This is a genomic window from Geomonas sp. RF6 (assembly GCF_021044625.1).
Classification (GTDB): domain Bacteria; phylum Desulfobacterota; class Desulfuromonadia; order Geobacterales; family Geobacteraceae; genus RF6.
Genome location: NZ_CP087999.1, coordinates 2,246,114 through 2,262,964, shown reverse-complemented (window position 1 = coordinate 2,262,964; position 16,851 = coordinate 2,246,114). Strand labels below are relative to the sequence as shown.

Below are 16,851 nucleotides of genomic sequence, written 5' to 3'. Positions count from 1 at the left end.
CAGCTACCCAAGCAGCAGCCAACCAACTGATCTATGGTAATTTTGATTTCTTGTTACGTAACAGGTCGATCTGGGCCAGAAGCTCCGCGTAGCGCGGCGACTCCGGCTCCACTGTCGCCAGTTCCCTGGCGAGCTCCTTCACCCCTTTCAGCGCGCCGCGCTGGAGAGCGAGACGGCACTCCTCAAAGGCCTTCAAGGGGTTGATCCCCTCCAGATGGGCATCCGCCACAAAAAGGGAGAAAAGCCGCGCCCGCTCCTGCGGGTTCGCGACCTTTTCCACCACCTGTGCCACGTCGATGCTCTCGTGGCCTCGTTGTGCAACGATGTCGCCGGCAAGCTCGGCATACGCGGGTGAAAAGAGGGTCTCCACACCCTGCTGCGCCACCCTCTCGGCGACCTCGGGGAACTTCACCATGAGGGAGAGGAGTGTCTCCTCGATCCCGCCCCCCGGCTTCTCCCGCACCGGCCGCGGTGCCGGCCTCACTGGCGCCCGCACCGGCTCCGGGGTCACCCCCATCCGCTTGTGCAGGGTGCGCAGGTCGATGCCGACTGCGCGACAGACCTCTTTCTCGTACAGGGAGCGCTCCACCGGGTTCGCCATCTTCATGAGCCGCGGCGCCACCTCGTCGATGAAGGCGACCTTCCCCTCCACCGTTTTTGCGTCGACCCTTTTCAGGAGGTCCCGGTAGTAGAACTCGAAGATCGGGAGCGCCCCGTCGAGAAGCTCGCCGAAGGCGTCGGCCCCGCGTTCCTTCACGAAGTCGTCGGGATCGTCCCCGTCCGGCACCTGCACCACCTTTGCCGGCATCCCGTCCTCCAGGAAGAGCTCCATGGAGCGAAAGGTCGCCTTGCGCCCGGCCTCGTCGCCGTCAAAGAGGGTGTACACCTTTTCGGCGTAGCGGCGCAGAACCTTCAGGTGCGGCGTGGTGAGGGCGGTGCCGCAGGTGGCGACCACGTTGGTGTATCCTGCCCTGTACAGCGCCAGGTGATCGAAGTACCCCTCGACGATGATCACGCTCCCCGTCTCCCGCACCCCCTTCTTGGCGAGGTCGAGTCCGAAGAGGACCTCGCTCTTGTGGTAGATCGGCGACTCCGGGGAGTTTATGTACTTGGGGAGGGAGTCGTCCATGACCCTTCCGCCAAAACCTATCGGGCGCCCGTGCAGGTCGGCGATGGTGAAAAGGAGGCGGTTTCGAAAGGTGTCGTAGTACTTCCCGCCGTCACTCTTGCGCACCAGCCCGAGTTTCTCCGCAAGGGGGAGCGCCACACCCTTGCGCTCCAGGAACTTCGTCAGCCCGTCCCACCCTGCGGGGGCGAACCCCATGCGATACGCTGCTGCGGTCTCCTTGTCCACCCCGCGACGCTCCAGGTAGCGTCTTCCCGCTTCCCCCGCCTCGTCGCTTTCCAGCACCCGCCGATAGAAGTGCGCCGCCATCTCGCTGATGCCGTAGAGGAGCTCCAGCTCGTCGACCTGGCGCTTCTCCTCCCGCGTCAGGGGGCGCTCCGGGATATCTACGCCGACCCTCTTTGCCAGGAAGCGGACCGCGCCGGGGAAGCTCATCCCCTCCATGCGCATGACGAAGCTGATAACGTTTCCACCGACGCCGCAGCCAAAGCAGTGGAAGATGCCGCGTGCCGGATTCACGTTGAAAGACGGGGTCTTCTCTCCGTGAAAGGGGCACAGCCCCTGGTAGTTGGCACCGGACTTCCTGAGGCTCATGTACTCGGAGATCACCTCAAGGATCGGCGCCCGTTCCCGCACCTCCCTGACTTTTTCTTCCGGTATCATCGACAACTTGAGCCGTCCTTATCGCTTTGCCGCACCGACCGGCTTCTGTCCCCTCGCCGCCTCCCACCCGGCGGCGATGCTCGCCCCGGTGCCGATGAAGGCCTGCGCCGTCCTCGAGCGCGAGAGCGCTCCCTTCACCTTTTCCGGCATCGGCCCCAGCGTCCCCACGTAGAGGAGCATGCAGAGCAGGAACCCCCCCTCCAGAAAACCGAAGGCGATCCCGCCGATCCGGTTGATACCCCCCAACAGCATGATCTTGAACACAACGGTAAGCAGATGGCCGAGGAAGTAGAAGAGGATGCCGAGCGTGAGGAAAATGAGGAGAAACGAGAGCGGCTGAGCGACCCCCTGGGGGAGCCGGATGAACACCCGCAGCGTGTCGGCCAGATGGGAATAGTATCTGAAGGCGGCCCAGCCGCCTGAAACGAGCCCGAGGAGTGAACATGCCTCCCTTACCAACCCTTTGCTGAAACCTTTTGCTACGAAGAAAAGGAGTACCGCCCAGATAAGGATATCAAGAAGGATCATGCATTACACCTTGCGGCAGCTACAAAGTAAAAGTAGGGGGAATCGCTAGATTCGCCCCCACTCGTGTCACGAAAGGTATTCGGCTGACCCCGGGAGGGTCGCTCCCGGGGCAAAAAAAAAGATCAGCCTAGTCTTTCCTTTACAACTTCGCTAACCAGCTTACCGTCTGCACGGCCGGAAACGGAGGGCATGAGGGCTTTCATTACCTTGCCCATGTCCTTCCCCCCCGCTGCGGATGTCTCCGCGATGGCCTTGTCTACCAGGGCCACCAATTCTTCCCGGCTCAACTGCTGAGGCAGGAATTCCAGAAGGACGGCGAGTTCCGCCTCCTCCTTATCCACCAGCTCCTGTCTGCCTGCTTCCTTAAAGAGCCGGATAGATTCCCTGCGTTGCTTGCACAGTGTGGAAAAGGTATCTGTGATCTCGGAGTCGCTGAGCTCGTGCTTTGCATCGATCTCGCGATTCTTTACCGAGGAAAGGGCCATGCGGATAGTAGAAAGCCGCAATGCATCGCGGCTTTTCATGGCTTGCTTCATCTCTGCAACCAATCTGTCACGCAACTGCATATGGCCTCTTAGTCCACCATCTTGCGCTGTTTTTTGAGTGCACGCTTGCGCGCTGCAATGGCCTTTTTCTTCTTCTTGATGCTCGGCTTTTCGTAGTGCTCTCTTTTGCGCACTTCGGAAAGGATCCCAGCTTTCTCGCACTGCTTCTTGAACTTCTTCAGTGCCAGCTCAAACGGCTCAGTTTCTTTTACCTTTACTCCCGGCATTCATATTCCCCCCCCTTCTGTATCTGGAATTTACTACTTTGTGGGTTTGTCGGGCCGGCAGACATTTTTCAAGGAAAAAGCATCATAACATGGGGGTAAGAAATGTCAACATGTTTGTCAGGTGCTTTACACTCCGACACTCCTAGGCGCCCCGCGATTCCTTCTCCTCGATCCCGGAGAGCCCGAAGCGGCGCCGCAGCTCCGCGTACACCTCTTCCGGGTCGATGTCGTAGTACCCGAGAAGGACCAGGTTGTGAAAGATGAGGTCGGCTGTCTCGTACACGATCTCTTCGCGCGACCCTCCCTTTCCGGCGATGACGACCTCCGTCGCCTCTTCCCCTACCTTCTTGAGGATCTTGTCGATCCCCTTCGCCATGAGGCTTGCGGTATACGACTTCTCCGTCGGGTTTGCCTTCCGCTCCTGGATGACGCGGTACACCGCGCTGATGATCTCGCTCGAATCGCTCACGCCGCCCTCCTAGAGCCGCACCGCGACGCCGCGGTCGCGCAGGTAGCTCTTCGCCTCTTCGATGGTGTGCTCCCGGTAGTGGAAGATGGAGGCCGCGAGGCACGCACTGGCCCCGCCGTCGGTGAAGCCGTCGTAGAGGTGGGAGAGGTTACCCACGCCGCCGGAGGCTATCACCGGGATGTTCACCGCATCGACCACCGCGCGGGTCAGGGGCAGATCGTAGCCGTCCTTCGTGCCGTCCCGGTCCATGCTGGTAAGAAGGATCTCTCCCGCGCCGAGTTGCTCCATGCGCACTGCCCACTCAACTGCGTCGAGGCCGGTCGGGTTGCGCCCGCCGTGGGTGTACACCTCCCAGCCACCCCCTGCCCTGCTCCTCGCGTCGATGGCGACGACGGTGCACTGCGACCCGAACTTCTCCGCCGCCTCGTTCACGAACTCCGGGCGATGCACCGCCGCGGTGTTGATCGAGACCTTGTCGGCGCCGGCGTTCAGAAGTCGCCGGATGTCCTCCACCACGCGCACGCCGCCACCGACCGTGAGCGGCATGAAGACGCGCTCGGCGGTGCGGCGCACCACGTCGATGATGATGTCCCGGGCATCGGAGGAAGCGGTGATGTCGAGGAAGGTGAGCTCGTCTGCGCCCTGGGCGTCGTACAGCTCGGCAATCTCTACCGGGTCACCGGCGTCCCTCAGCCCGAGGAACTGGACCCCTTTCACCACGCGCCCACCCTTCACATCGAGGCAGGGAATAATCCTTTTGGTCAGCATCTGCTACTCTCCTGTTGCTTCAATCTACGTTCTTCCCGCGAAACCATTCCGTTGCCACCACCGGTCCCCAGCTTCAACCCCATCCCCACCCTGTCCCTCCCCTTGAAAGGGAGGGGACGCAGGGGAAAATGTAGGCCGGGATAAGCCGCCAGGCGTTCCCGGCGGTCCACCACAGACGCAGCCGCAACCAGCAAATGCCGGAAACGCTTGCGCTTATTCCGGCCTACATGCCAGCGCGACTGAAGAATGGGGATGCCGTCTCCGTGCTACTTCTGCCCCTTCGTCAGCGCGATCGCCTCGGCGAGCTTGATGGCGCCGCTGTAGATCGCCTTTCCGGTGATGACGCCGGTGACGCCGTACTGCTCGATCGACATGAGGTTCTCGATGTCCTTCAGCGAGGAGAGGCCGCCGGAGGCGATGACCGGGATGCTGATCGCTTCCGCGAGCGCCCGCGTCGCCTGCAGGTTCGGCCCCTGCATCATGCCGTCGCGGCTGATGTCTGTATAGATGATGGCGCTCACGCCGTAACCCTCCAGCTGGCGCGCCAGATCGACGGCGGTAGTCCCGGTGACCTCGGCCCAACCCTGCACCGCGACCATGCCGTTCTTTGCGTCGATCCCCACCACGATCTGCCCCGGGAAGCGCTCGCACGCCTCCTTCACGAACTCGGGGTTTCTCTGTGCCGCCGTCCCGATGATGACCCGACTGATCCCGAGAGAGAGGTATGCCTCCACCGTGGCGATGTCCCTGATCCCGCCGCCGAGCTGGGTGGGAATGGTGACGGAGCTCACGATCGACTCGATGGCGCTGCGGTTGCGCGGCTCCCCTGCGAAGGCGCCGTCGAGGTCGACGATGTGCAGGAGCTCCCCCCCCTGACGCTGCCACTCGGCGGCCTGCGCGCCGGGGTTGTCGTTAAAGACGGTGTCCTTCTCCATGAGCCCCTGCTCCAGCCGGACGCACTGGCCACCCTTCAGATCTATTGCGGGAATTACGATCATGTCATCTCCACTTCTAAAAATTCGGCGCGACCTGTCGGGCCGGGTCCTACTTCATCTGGGCAAAATTCCTCAGCATCGCCAGACCCATCTCCTGCGACTTCTCCGGGTGGAACTGTGTGGCCATGACGTTGTCGCGCCAGATGGCGGAGCAAAACTCGACGCCATAGGTGGTCGTCGCCGCCACCACATTCTCGTCCTCAGGCTTCACGTAGTAGGAGTGCACGAAATACACGTTCGTACCATCGCCGATCCCCTGGAATACCGGAGCCTCGCGCTTCACCGCCAGCTGGTTCCACCCCATGTGCGGCACCTTGAGCTGCTCGCCGCCCTCTTCCATCCCGTCCTCGAAACGCACGACCTTCCCGGGAATAACGTCGAGCCCCTTGTGGGTGCCGAACTCCTCGCTCTCGGTGAAGAGGAGCTGCAGGCCGAGGCAGATCCCGAGGAAGGGGCGTCCCTCCTTGATCACCCTGAGGATCGGCTCCACGAACCCCGCCTGCTCAAGGTTGTTCATGCAGTCGCGGAACGCCCCCACGCCGGGGAGCACCACCCGCTCCGCCTCCAGAAGGGTCTTCGGATCGGAGGTGACGACCGCTTCATAGCCGACCTTTTCAAAACCCTTCTGCACCGACCGCAGATTGCCCATGCCGTAATCGATTATTGCTATCATATGAGACCTTCCAGAGCAGCACGTGAGAGTGCGCGTTTGTTCTGTGGAACGTGTGGACTGACCCCATCCCCACCCTGTCCCTCCCCTTGAAAGGGAGGGGACGCGAGGGCTCCTGCCGGGGATGAATGCGGGCAGCGAGGCGTGAGCCTGCTGCGCTTTGCGCCTTACAGCTTCCCCTTGGTGGACATGACCCCTTCGATGCGGGGGTCCATCTGGGTTGCCTGGTCGAGCGCGCGGGCGAAGGCCTTGAAGCAGGCCTCCACGATGTGATGCACGTTGTCGCCGTACATGACGTTCACGTGGACGTTGGCGCCGCAGCTGTTGACGAACCCCTGCATGAACTCGCGCACCAGCTCGACGTCGAAGTCGCCGATCTTCACCTTCGGAAGCTGTGCATTGTAGACGAGGTACGGCCTGCCGGAGAGGTCGACCGTCACGCTTGCCAGCGTCTCGTCCATGGGAACCACCGCGTGCCCGTAGCGACGGATGCCGCACTTGTCGCCGACCGCCTCCTTCATCGCCGAGCCGAGAACGATCCCCACATCCTCGGTCACATGATGGAAGTCGATCTCGATGTCGCCGCTCGCCTCCACGTTGAGATCGAAAAGGCCGTGACGCGCGAAGAGATCGAGCATGTGGTCCAGGAACGGGACGGAAGTGCAGATGCGCGTCTCCCCCTTCCCGTCGATGGAGAGACAGAGCTTGATCTGGGTCTCCTTGGTGACCCGCTCGATAACGGCTTTTCTGGACATGGCTTCCTCCTCTGAAAAATCGAAATCCCACCGGCTTCGCCGCGACGCAGGTGGTGAATAGGTGATCCTCTCCTCCCGGAGGAGGATAGGTTACTCGCCGAGCCGGATGCTTACCGACTTCGCGTGCGCCTCAAGCCCCTCGAGATCCGCGATCCTCACGATCTCGCGCCCGAGCCTGTTGAGCCCCTCTTTAGAGAAGTGGATGATGGAGCTCTTCTTCACGAAGTCGTCAACGGAGAGCGGAGAGAAGAACCGGGCGGTGCCGCCGGTGGGCAGGGTGTGATTGGGGCCGGCGAGGTAGTCTCCCGATGCCTCCGGGGTGTAATGCCCGAGGAAGATGGCGCCCGCATTGGTGATGGAAGGAAGAAGGTCGAAAGGGTGATCGACCGCGAGTTCCAGGTGCTCCGGGGCAAGGCGGTTGGAGAAGGCGACGGCCTCCCCGATCGTCCCGGCAACGACAATGACCCCGAACGACTCCCACGATTTGCGCGCGATTGCCTGGCGTGATAGAACCTGCAGCTGGCGCTCCACTTCCTCCGCCACCCGCTCGCCGAACGCGCGATCGGTGGTGATGAGGACCGAAGAGGCAAGCTCGTCGTGCTCCGCCTGGGAGAGGAGGTCCGCCGCGATGTGGGCCGGGTTGCCGCTCCCGTCGTTTATGACGAGGATCTCGCTTGGGCCCGCGATCATGTCGATGCCGACGCGCCCGAATACGAGCTTCTTCGCGGTAGCGACGTAGATGTTCCCCGGGCCGGTGATCTTGTCCACCTGCGGGATGGTGGCCGTCCCGTACGCGAGCGCGGCAACGGCCTGCGCGCCGCCGATGCGGAAGACGCGGTCGACGCCGGAAAGCTTCGCCGCCACCAGGACGTGCGGATTGACCTCGCCGCCGGGTGTGGGTGCCACCATGATGATCTCTTTTACCCCCGCCACCTTCGCGGGGACGGCGTTCATGATGACGCTGGAGGGGTAGCTTGCCTTTCCGCCGGGGACGTAGATGCCGACGCGGGTAAGAGGGGTGACCTTCTGCCCCAGCATGATGTCCGGCTCCTCCGTGGAGAGCCAGCTCTGCTGTTTCTGCTTTTCGTGGAAGGCGGCAACCCGCTGCGCCGCGAGCTTCAGCGCCGCGATCTCCGCCGGATCGACCGCGGCGAAGGCCGCGTCGATCTCGGCAGCGCTCACCTCCAGAGAAGCGGCAGAGCACTCCAGCCGGTCGAAGCGCCGGGTGTACTCCAGTACCGCCTCGTCGCCGCGGGCGCGGACGTCGTTGATGATGGAGAGAACGACACCCTCGACCTCGCGGTCCACCTCTTCGCCGCGGGCCACGATGGCGTCGAATCTCTCCTGAAAATCCGGCTCCCTTATATCAAGAAATTGCATCACATCACCTCACACAGGTTTTGGGGCACTTCCCGACTACCGCCCCCCCTCTTCTCACCCTCAGAGTGCAGGTGCCCAGACGTCCCCTCCCTTTCAAGGGGAGGGACAGGGTGGGGATGGGGTCCTTGGTTCGCTAGATATACTTCTCCAGCCCTTCGATGATCCGGGTGATCCGCTCGTGCTTTGTCTTCATGCTGGCGCGGTTCACGATGAGGCGGCAGGTGATCTCGGCTATCGTCTCCACCTCCACCAGCCCGTTCTGCTTCAGCGTCTCCCCGGTGGAGACGAGGTCGACGATGCGCTCGGAGAGTCCGACCAGCGGGGCGAGCTCGATCGAACCGTACAGCTTGATGAGCTCCACCTGCACCCCTTTCGCCGCAAAATACCGCTCCGTGATATTGGGGTATTTCGTGGCGATGCGGATGTTCGTCCAGACGGAAGGATCGTCGTCATTGGAGAGTTCCGCTGGCTCCGCCACCATAAGGCGGCAGTAGCCGAATTTAAGATCGAGCGGCTCGTACAGATCCTTCCCCTGCTCGAGGAGCGTGTCCTTCCCCACGATGCCGAGATCGGCGCAGCCGTACTCGACGTAGGTCGGGACGTCCGTGGCGCGCACGATCATGTAGCGCATCTTCTGCTCCTGGTTCTCGAAGATGAGCTTTCTGGTATCGCACAGAAGCTCCTCGCAGTCGATGCCGATCTTTTTGAAGAGCGCCACAGAGTCCTGCAGGATCCGCCCTTTCGGGATAGCTATGGTGATGAAATCAGTCATTGCAGAGCCTTTCTAGTTTTCCTCTTTCACGCGTACGACGTCCGCCCCGAGTGCGGCGAGCTTCTTCTCGATCGACTCGTAGCCGCGGTCCAGGTGGTAGATGCGCGAGATCTCGCTGGTGTTGTCAGCGGCAAGCGCCGCGAGGATGAGGGAAGCCGATGCGCGCAGATCCGTCGCCATCACCGGTGCGCCCGAAAGCTTCTTCACCCCTTTCACCGTCGCGCTGTTCCCTTCACAGAGGATGTCGGCACCGAAGCGCAGAAGCTCGGAGACGTGCATGAAGCGGTTCTCGAAGATGTTCTCGGAGACGACGCTGGCGCCGTCGGCAAGGCACATGAGCGCCATGAACTGGGCCTGCATGTCGGTGGGGAACCCGGGGTACGGCCTCGTCTTTATGTTCACCGGCTTGATCTTCTTCGGGCCTTTCACGCGGACGACGCCGTCCTTGTTGGTGATCTCCACCCCGGCATCCTGCAGCTTGAAGGAGAGGGCGTCCAGGTGCTCAAGGCGCATGTTGTGGATCTTCACATCCCCGCCGGTAATCGCGGAAGCGATCATGAAGGTGCCCGCCTCGATGCGGTCCGGCATCACGGAGTGATTCGCCGGCTTGAGCTCCTCCACACCCTGGATCTTGATGGTATCGGTGCCGGCCCCCTCGATCTTCGCCCCCATCTTGATGAGGATCTCAGCCAGATCGACGATCTCCGGCTCGCGCGCCGCGTTTTCCAGGATCGTCTCCCCCTTCGCCATCGCCGCCGCCATAAGGAGCTGCTCTGTCCCCCCCACGGTGGAGATGTCGAAGTTGATGCGCGCACCCTTCAGGCGCTTCGCCTTTGCCTCGACATAGCCGTGCTCCAGGGTGATCTCCGCGCCGAGCGCGGCAAGCCCCTTCAGATGGAGGTTGATGGGGCGGGCGCCGATAGCGCAGCCGCCGGGGAGGGAGACGCGGGCCTGGCCGAAGCGGGCGAGGAGAGGCCCAAGCACCAGCACCGATGCGCGCATCGTGCGCACGAGGTCGTAGGTCGCCTCGAAGCTGTTTAGGTCGGCCGTGTCGATGCGCACCACGTTGCCGCGCCCCTCCACCCGCGCACCCAGGTGCTCCAGCACCTTCACCGTCGTGTTGATGTCCCGGAGGAAGGGGACGTTGCTGATCTCATGGCACCCCGGCGCCAGGATGGTCGATATGAAGATGGGAAGCGCAGCATTCTTGGAGCCGCTCACCGAGACCTCACCCGAGAGCCTCTTGCCGCCTTTGATTACCAGTTTGTCCAATTTTTACCTCTTGTAGAGAACCCGCCCATGGCGGTCTGCTTTTTCAGTGTGATCGGTGTCTGAGATCCCCCCACCGTTGCCGGGAAGGGAGAAAATTATGTCTGCGGCCTTGCTACCCCAGCCGTCCGCCGACTACCCGTTCGATCCCCGCCGGATCCTTCGCGGTGAAGGTTTCACCCGCGAGCCCCCCCTGCTGCAGGAGCGCGAGCACCTGGGGCGCCTGCCCTGCTCCGACCTCGAGAATGAGCCACCCCTTCTCCTCGAGATGCTCAGGCGCGAGCCTGACGATGCGGCGGTAGAAATCGAGCCCGTCCCCCCCGCCGTCGAGAGCGCCCTGCGGCTCGAAGCGGACCTCCTGCTGCAGCGCGGCGAGCTCCCCCTGCGGGATGTACGGCGGGTTGGAGAGAATCATGTCGAAGCGCTCCCCCGCGACCGGCTCGAAGAGGGAGCCGTGATGGAAGCGGATTGCAGCGCCGTGACGCTCTGCGTTCCCTTTGGCCACCGCCAGCGCCTCGGCGGAGCAATCGACCGCCGAGACTTCGGCCTTGGGGAGGGCCTTTGCCACGGAGACCGCGATGCAGCCGCTGCCGGTCCCGATGTCCAGCACTCGCCTCGCCCCTTTCCCTCTCTCCACAGCCTGCTCGACGAGCACCTCGGTGTCGTGGCGGGGGATCAGCACCGCCGGGGTCACCTGGAACTCGAGTCCCATGAACTCCTGGCTGCCGAGGATGTACTGCAACGGCTCGCGACGACCTCGGCGCACGACGAGCGCGCGGAAGGAGGCGAGCTCAACTTCCTGCAGCGGCTTGTCAAAGTTGAGATAGAGCCCCACCCGGTCGAGCGAGAGCGCTTCACACAGAAGCCACTCCGCCTCCAGCCGGGGGTTTTCCACCCCTTTCTCGGCGAGATACCCCTTGGTCCAGTTGAGGACCTTCAGTACGTCCCATTTTTCCTTAGGGTTTGCCATCCGGTACGTCCGTGGTGGTGCTGCTGGATATCGTGATCTTAGGAGCCTGAACCCCATCCCCACCCTGTCCCTCCCCTTGAAAGGGAGGGGACGTCGGGGGAAGTGAAGAGGCGTAGCCGCTTCTACATTTCGCTCTGCGCCTGGAGGGCTTCCATCTGGTAGTGGGTGCGCAGGGTGTCGGTGATCTCGGCGATGTCACCGGCCATGATGGAGTCGAGCCGGTACAGGGTGAGCCCGATCCTGTGGTCGGTCATGCGCCCCTGCGGGAAGTTGTAGGTGCGGATCCTCTCGCTCCTGTCGCCGCTGCCGACCTGGCTTTTGCGGTCGGCGGCGAGTCTCGCGTTCTGCTCCATGACCATGGAGTCGAGGATGCGCGACTTCAGGACCTTCATCGCCTTGGCGCGGTTCTTTATCTGACTGCGCTCTTCCTGGCAGGCGACGACCACGCCGGTGGGGATGTGGGTGATGCGGACCGCGGAGTCGGTGGTGTTGACGTGCTGGCCGCCGGCGCCGGAGGAGCGGTACACGTCGACCTTCAGATCAGCGGGGTTGATGTCGATGTCGATGTCCTCGGCTTCAGGGAGCACCGCGACGGTACAGGCGCTGGTGTGGATGCGCCCCTGCGCCTCGGTTTCCGGCACCCTCTGCACGCGGTGCGTTCCCGACTCATACTTTAGCTTTGCGTAGGCGCCGATCCCTTCCACAAGGGCCACGACCTCCTTGAAGCCCCCCTTTTCCGACTCGGAAGCGGAGATGATCTCCACGCGCCAGCGGTTGGTCTCGGCGTAGCGGGTGTACATGCGGAAGAGGTCGCCGGCAAAGAGCGCGGACTCGTCGCCGCCGGTTCCGGCACGGATCTCCAGGATGACGTTCTTGTCGTCGTTGGGGTCCTTCGGAAGAAGGAGGACCTTGATCTCCGCCTCCAGCGCGGTGCGGCGCTCCTCGAGCGACTCGAGCTCCGCCTCCGCCATCTCGCGCATCTCCTGATCCGGCTCCTTCAGGAGCTCCTTGTTCCCCTCGATGTCCGCAAGGACCTTCTTGTACTCGCGGTAGGCGGCGATGAGCTCGGCAAGCCCGGAGTGTTCCCGGGAGAGCTTGCGAAACTCGGCCTGGTTCGCCAGCACTTCGGGGTCGGACATCAGCGACTCGAGCTCCTCGAAGCGCCTTTCCAGTTCGGCTATCTTTTCAAACATATCCATTCCTCAAGAAAATCTTTTGATGCTTTCTTTCGGGGCGAACCCCATCCCCACCCAGTCCCCACCCTTGAAAGGGAGGGACGCTACGTGCGCGTTCAAGCGCGGGGGGGGGTTACACCACCAGGCGGTCGTCCTTGTGGCCGCCGTTTAGCTCCAGCGCCTCGTTCATGGAGCGGATCGCCACCTCTATCTGGCTGTCGTCCGGCTCACGCGTCGTCAGACGCTGCAGGGCGAGCCCCGGCGCGATGGCAAGCTTCACCAGGGGATGGCCGTCGTGCTTCGCCGTCCACTTGAGCACCTCGTAGGAGACCCCCGCGATGATCGGGAGAAGGAGCACGCGCACCCCCCCTTTCATGTAGAAAGGCCACAGCTTCGGGATCAGGGAGAAGATGAGGATACTCACCAGCATGACGATGAGCAGGAAGCTGGTGCCGCAGCGGGGGTGCAGGCAGCTGTACTTGCGCACGTTCTCCACCACCAGATCCTCGCCCGCCTCGAAGGTGAAGATGCACTTGTGCTCGGCGCCGTGGTACTGGAAGACGCGCTGGATGTCCGACATGCGCGAGATGCCGATTATGTAGAGGAGGAAAACCGCGACCCTGATCGCGCCGTCGACGAGGTTGAACATGAGGTTCGAGCTGCCGATGACGGGAACGAGGAGCTTTGTGAGATAGAGGGGGAAGATGAAAAAGAGCAGGATGCCGAAACCGAAGGCGCCGGCCATGGTGCCTCCCATGGCCCAGGAGGAGATCTCCTCCTTTTTCTCCCCTTCTGCGAGAGCCTCGTTGGCGGAAAAGTTCAGTGCCTTGATGCCGGTGACGAGCGAGGAAAAGAGAGCGACCGCGCCGCGCACGATCGGCAGTTTTACCACGGGGAAGCGCTCGGAAAGGGGAACCACCACCTCGCTCTTCACGGAGATGTCGCCGTCAGGTCTACGAACGGCGATCGCGAGAGAGCGGGGGGCGCGCATCATCACCCCTTCCAGAACAGCCTGCCCACCTATATTGATCTTTGCCATGCTTACCTCAAAGGTTGTGTGACAAGAGTACGGCGTATCGCCTGTCGAGGGACGGGAGGTGCCGCACCCGTCGGCACGCGCAGGAAGGGAAGGGCATCGAGCTGTCCCGGCAGCCGGGTTACTCCGCGGCCAGTCCCTGGAAAAACGCCCTGACCTCCGCGGTCTTGCCGCAGCACATCGCCCCTTCGGGACAGGGGCCGGTGAGACAACCGGGGCCGCAATCCTTGAAGACCGTGGGGGCCACCGGCTGCACGACTTTCAGCATCTCCAGCGCCATCTCCCGGATTTCCCACTGGGCGCGCTCGCAGCAGCGAATGGCGAAGAAGTGCCGCAGCTCCCGGGCGTTCATGGTCACTATGATCTTCGTTTCCGTGGCGTTAGGCAAGAGATACCGCGCGTCCTCCGCAAGGACTCCGGCCTCTACCAGGGTCGCGTACGCCTTGTGCAGCGCCGCCACCTGCTCCTCGAAGAGGGCCTTCGATGCGGGGTCCTTCGCTATGGATGGCGGGACCACCACCGCAAAGGACTCTTTGTGCGAGACATAGCGCTGGGACTGCTGGGAAAAGGAGGCGACCCGGTGCCGCACCAGTTGGTGGCTGGTGACACGGGAGATCCCCTCGATCCCGAAGGTGAAGGAGGCGTGTTCGAGCACCGAGTGATGCCCGAGGGACATGATCTTGTCGAGGAACTTCTTGATGTCGGCGCGGGAGATCTTCTCTTGGAGCGCCTCTATATCCACGTGGGAATAACAGAGCCGCGCGGCGAGCGCAACGGTCTGCTCGGGCTCAGGGGTGTGCTGAAGCAGGGCTACCTTCATCAATGTACCTTAACGCCAAAAAAGTGGGGTAAAACGAAACAAGGGGATTTCGCCATAGACAAAATCCCCCCGGATGGATCCGCGAATGCGAGAAGTACTACCCCTGGATGTTGTATCTCTTCTTGAAGCGCTCCACGCGGCCGGCGGTGTCGATCAGCTTCTGCTTGCCGGTGTAGAACGGGTGGCACTGCGAGCAGATCTCGGTGGAGATCTCCTTCGCGGTGGAGCGGGTCTGGAATGCGTTGCCACAGAGGCACTTCACGGTGATCTCGTTGTATTTGGGGTGAATCCCTTCCTTCATATCTTCCTCCTCGCGGGGTAACGACCCCGGTAACTTTCAATATTTTACGCCGTAAAGAAGCTACTCATAGCATCTGCGCGGCAATTTATCAACACTTTTTTCTACTTGCTCATGGAGTCGAGGAACGCCTGGTTGTCCTTCGTCCCCCCCAGCTTGGAGAGGAGGAACTCCATCGAATCGACCACGTTCATCGGATGCAGCACCTTGCGGAGGATCCAGATGCGGTTCAGCGCGCTCTTGTCGACGAGGAGCTCTTCCTTGCGGGTGCCCGACTTGTTGATGTCGATCGCCGGGAAGGTCCTCTTCTCCACGAGCTTCCTGTCGAGGTGGAGTTCCATGTTGCCGGTGCCCTTGAACTCCTCGAAGATGACCTCATCCATCTTGGAGCCGGTATCGACGAGCGCGGTGGCGATGATGGTAAGGGAGCCACCTTCCTCGATATTGCGGGCGGCGCCGAAGAAGCGCTTCGGCTTGTGCAGCGCGTTGGAGTCCACACCACCGGAGAGGATCTTCCCGGAAGGGGGGATCACGGTGTTGTAGGCGCGGGCCAGTCGGGTGATGGAGTCGAGGAGGATGACCACGTCGCGCTTGTGCTCCACGAGGCGCTTTGCCTTCTCGATGACCATCTCCGCCACCTGGATGTGACGGGAAGCCGGCTCGTCAAAGGTGGAGGAAATCACCTCCCCCTTCACGGAGCGCTGCATGTCGGTAACCTCTTCCGGTCGCTCGTCGATGAGGAGAACGATGAGGAAGACCTCCGGATGGTTCATCGCGATGGAGTTGGCGATGTTCTGGATCAGCATCGTCTTCCCGGTGCGCGGCGGAGCGACGATGAGACCGCGCTGCCCCTTCCCTATCGGCGCGACCAGTTCCATGACGCGGCTGGACATGTTGTCCGGGGTGGTCTCCAGCTTGAGCTTCTCTTCCGGATAAAGCGGGGTGAGGTTGTCGAAGAGGATCTTGTCGCGTGCGACCTCGGGGGACTCGTGGTTTACCGTCTCTACCTTCAGAAGGGCGAAGTAGCGCTCACCTTCCTTCGGCGGCCTGATCTGACCCGCCACCGTGTCGCCGGTGTGCAGGTTGAAGCGGCGGATCTGCGACGGAGAGACGTAGATGTCGTCCGGCCCCGGGAGGTAGTTGTAATCGGGCGCCCTCAGGAAGCCGAACCCGTCAGGGAGGGTCTCGAGCACCCCTTCACCGAAGATCATGCCGTTCTTCTCGGTCTGGGCGTTGAGGATGGCAAAGATCAGATCCTGCTTGCGCAGACTGGATGCCCCCTCGATGTTGAGCCCCTTGGCAATAGCCGTGAGGTCGCTAATCTTTTTCTCTTTCAGTTCCTGTAGGTTCATCGGTTCTCCTGGTGTGGGCGCAAATGCAGGTCGTATCGGCAGGGCCTTGATGCGGACCAAGGTGCTTGTGACGGAATGGTGACGGGTTGCACGCGTGAGATGCCCAAATATGTGTAGTGGTGTTTTGTAAGGTGTCGGATTCTGAGTTGTTCTGAAATCGTGCCTGGAAGTGACGGTATGGTTGAGGTGGAGCGGCTTGGGGTATCTTGCTTTAGGTCTTATTGAGGATGAATAGAATATATACCCTTGGCTGCACGACGTTGTCAATACATTTTATACCACGAAAAGCCCCTTCTGCAGCACTTCCAGCGGTATACAAGCGCATGTCAAAAAACCGTCCACCTCTCTTGCTGCGACGCGTTGCGGCACGGAACTGCAAAAACGAAGCCAGAGAAATCTTTCAAATGTGGGCCGGGATAAGCCGCAGGCGTTCCCGGCATGGTTCGCGCACAACTGCCGCCGTCACGCCTCTTCCCCGGTGCCCCCCTCCGACTCTGCCGCGGCAGCGGCATACTTCGTGGAGCTTCGCCGCTTGCGCCTCGCCTTTTGCCGCCTGAGCTTCTCCTCCTTCGCGCTCTTTTTCGACGGCACCCCCGCGGCTTCCTCCATCTTTTCCAGCAGGTAGCGCCGCGCGAGGAAGCGGTTCAGCGACTGGCTGCGGTCCTCCATGCATTTGACCTCTATCCCCGTCGGCAGGTGCTTGAGGTAGACGCAGGAGGAGCTCTTGTTCACGTGCTGCCCCCCCTTGCCCGAGGCGTGGATGAAGCGCTCCTCGAGATCCTCCTCCTTCACCCCCAGCAGCGCCATGCGCTCCTTGAGCCAGCGATTTTTCTCCGGACTCACCGCAAAATCCGCCATCGTCCCCTCCCGGAATTAGTGGGCGCATGATACCGCGAGAGGTTCCCGGAGTCAAAGGGGGCGCGAAGGCGCGAATAAAACGAGCAGACACCGGGCGCGGCACGGAGCCGAAATCCCGCCACGCACGCCTCACCCCTGACGCCGTCCCCGAGACTGATATACTTCTTTAGTTTGG

At 62.0% G+C, this 16,851-nt stretch carries 19 protein-coding genes; all 19 read right to left on the bottom strand.

Going from position 1 to position 16,851, the window contains the following annotated elements; genetic code table 11:
* Positions 1-31: 31 nt before the first annotated feature.
* Positions 32-1,795 carry a DNA primase gene (dnaG, locus tag LPW11_RS09770; RefSeq protein WP_230997934.1) on the bottom strand — a complete coding sequence of 588 codons (1,764 nt, stop codon included), beginning with the start codon at positions 1,793-1,795 and terminating at the stop codon, positions 32-34.
* A gap of 12 nt (positions 1,796-1,807) precedes the next feature.
* On the bottom strand, positions 1,808-2,317 hold the full coding sequence (locus LPW11_RS09765) for a CvpA family protein (protein ID WP_230997933.1): 510 nt from the start codon (positions 2,315-2,317) through the stop codon (positions 1,808-1,810).
* 122 nt (positions 2,318-2,439) lie between these two features.
* Positions 2,440-2,883: a GatB/YqeY domain-containing protein gene (locus LPW11_RS09760; protein ID WP_230997932.1), complete on the bottom strand. Its 444-nt coding sequence runs from the start codon at positions 2,881-2,883 to the stop codon at positions 2,440-2,442.
* 8 nt (positions 2,884-2,891) lie between these two features.
* Positions 2,892-3,089 carry a 30S ribosomal protein S21 gene (gene rpsU, locus LPW11_RS09755; protein ID WP_183349251.1) on the bottom strand — a complete coding sequence of 66 codons (198 nt, stop codon included), beginning with the start codon at positions 3,087-3,089 and terminating at the stop codon, positions 2,892-2,894.
* 142 nt (positions 3,090-3,231) lie between these two features.
* A complete protein-coding gene (locus tag LPW11_RS09750; protein ID WP_230997931.1) occupies positions 3,232-3,558 on the bottom strand; it encodes a phosphoribosyl-ATP diphosphatase in 327 nt (108 codons plus the stop codon).
* Between the two features lie 9 nt (positions 3,559-3,567).
* Complete coding sequence (hisF, locus tag LPW11_RS09745) at positions 3,568-4,326, bottom strand: imidazole glycerol phosphate synthase subunit HisF (RefSeq protein ID WP_230997930.1); 759 nt, start codon at positions 4,324-4,326, stop codon at positions 3,568-3,570.
* 266 nt (positions 4,327-4,592) lie between these two features.
* Positions 4,593-5,324 carry a 1-(5-phosphoribosyl)-5-[(5-phosphoribosylamino)methylideneamino]imidazole-4-carboxamide isomerase gene (hisA, locus tag LPW11_RS09740; RefSeq protein ID WP_230997929.1) on the bottom strand — a complete coding sequence of 244 codons (732 nt, stop codon included), beginning with the start codon at positions 5,322-5,324 and terminating at the stop codon, positions 4,593-4,595.
* A 46-nt stretch (positions 5,325-5,370) separates the two neighbouring features.
* Entirely contained in the window at positions 5,371-5,994 is a 624-nt protein-coding gene (gene hisH / locus LPW11_RS09735) for an imidazole glycerol phosphate synthase subunit HisH (protein WP_230997928.1), read from the bottom strand.
* A gap of 164 nt (positions 5,995-6,158) precedes the next feature.
* Positions 6,159-6,746 (bottom strand): imidazoleglycerol-phosphate dehydratase HisB, encoded by a 588-nt coding sequence (hisB, locus tag LPW11_RS09730; protein ID WP_230997927.1) that lies wholly within the window; start codon positions 6,744-6,746, stop codon positions 6,159-6,161.
* 90 nt (positions 6,747-6,836) lie between these two features.
* Positions 6,837-8,126 carry a histidinol dehydrogenase gene (gene hisD / locus LPW11_RS09725; protein WP_230997926.1) on the bottom strand — a complete coding sequence of 430 codons (1,290 nt, stop codon included), beginning with the start codon at positions 8,124-8,126 and terminating at the stop codon, positions 6,837-6,839.
* A 133-nt stretch (positions 8,127-8,259) separates the two neighbouring features.
* Entirely contained in the window at positions 8,260-8,898 is a 639-nt protein-coding gene (gene hisG / locus LPW11_RS09720; protein ID WP_230997925.1) for an ATP phosphoribosyltransferase, read from the bottom strand.
* Between the two features lie 12 nt (positions 8,899-8,910).
* On the bottom strand, positions 8,911-10,170 hold the full coding sequence (gene murA, locus LPW11_RS09715) for a UDP-N-acetylglucosamine 1-carboxyvinyltransferase (protein WP_230997924.1): 1,260 nt from the start codon (positions 10,168-10,170) through the stop codon (positions 8,911-8,913).
* 112 nt (positions 10,171-10,282) lie between these two features.
* A complete protein-coding gene (gene prmC, locus LPW11_RS09710) occupies positions 10,283-11,137 on the bottom strand; it encodes a peptide chain release factor N(5)-glutamine methyltransferase (RefSeq protein WP_230997923.1) in 855 nt (284 codons plus the stop codon).
* A gap of 122 nt (positions 11,138-11,259) precedes the next feature.
* On the bottom strand, positions 11,260-12,330 hold the full coding sequence (gene prfA / locus LPW11_RS09705) for a peptide chain release factor 1 (protein ID WP_230997922.1): 1,071 nt from the start codon (positions 12,328-12,330) through the stop codon (positions 11,260-11,262).
* Between the two features lie 115 nt (positions 12,331-12,445).
* Positions 12,446-13,351: a DUF1385 domain-containing protein gene (locus LPW11_RS09700; RefSeq protein WP_230997921.1), complete on the bottom strand. Its 906-nt coding sequence runs from the start codon at positions 13,349-13,351 to the stop codon at positions 12,446-12,448.
* Between the two features lie 118 nt (positions 13,352-13,469).
* Complete coding sequence (gene thyX / locus LPW11_RS09695) at positions 13,470-14,168, bottom strand: FAD-dependent thymidylate synthase (RefSeq protein ID WP_230997920.1); 699 nt, start codon at positions 14,166-14,168, stop codon at positions 13,470-13,472.
* Between the two features lie 97 nt (positions 14,169-14,265).
* On the bottom strand, positions 14,266-14,469 hold the full coding sequence (gene rpmE, locus LPW11_RS09690; protein ID WP_230997919.1) for a 50S ribosomal protein L31: 204 nt from the start codon (positions 14,467-14,469) through the stop codon (positions 14,266-14,268).
* 101 nt (positions 14,470-14,570) lie between these two features.
* On the bottom strand, positions 14,571-15,818 hold the full coding sequence (rho, locus tag LPW11_RS09685; RefSeq protein WP_230997918.1) for a transcription termination factor Rho: 1,248 nt from the start codon (positions 15,816-15,818) through the stop codon (positions 14,571-14,573).
* A 462-nt stretch (positions 15,819-16,280) separates the two neighbouring features.
* Positions 16,281-16,676 carry a peptide chain release factor family protein gene (locus LPW11_RS09680; RefSeq protein WP_230997917.1) on the bottom strand — a complete coding sequence of 132 codons (396 nt, stop codon included), beginning with the start codon at positions 16,674-16,676 and terminating at the stop codon, positions 16,281-16,283.
* Positions 16,677-16,851 lie beyond the last annotated feature (175 nt).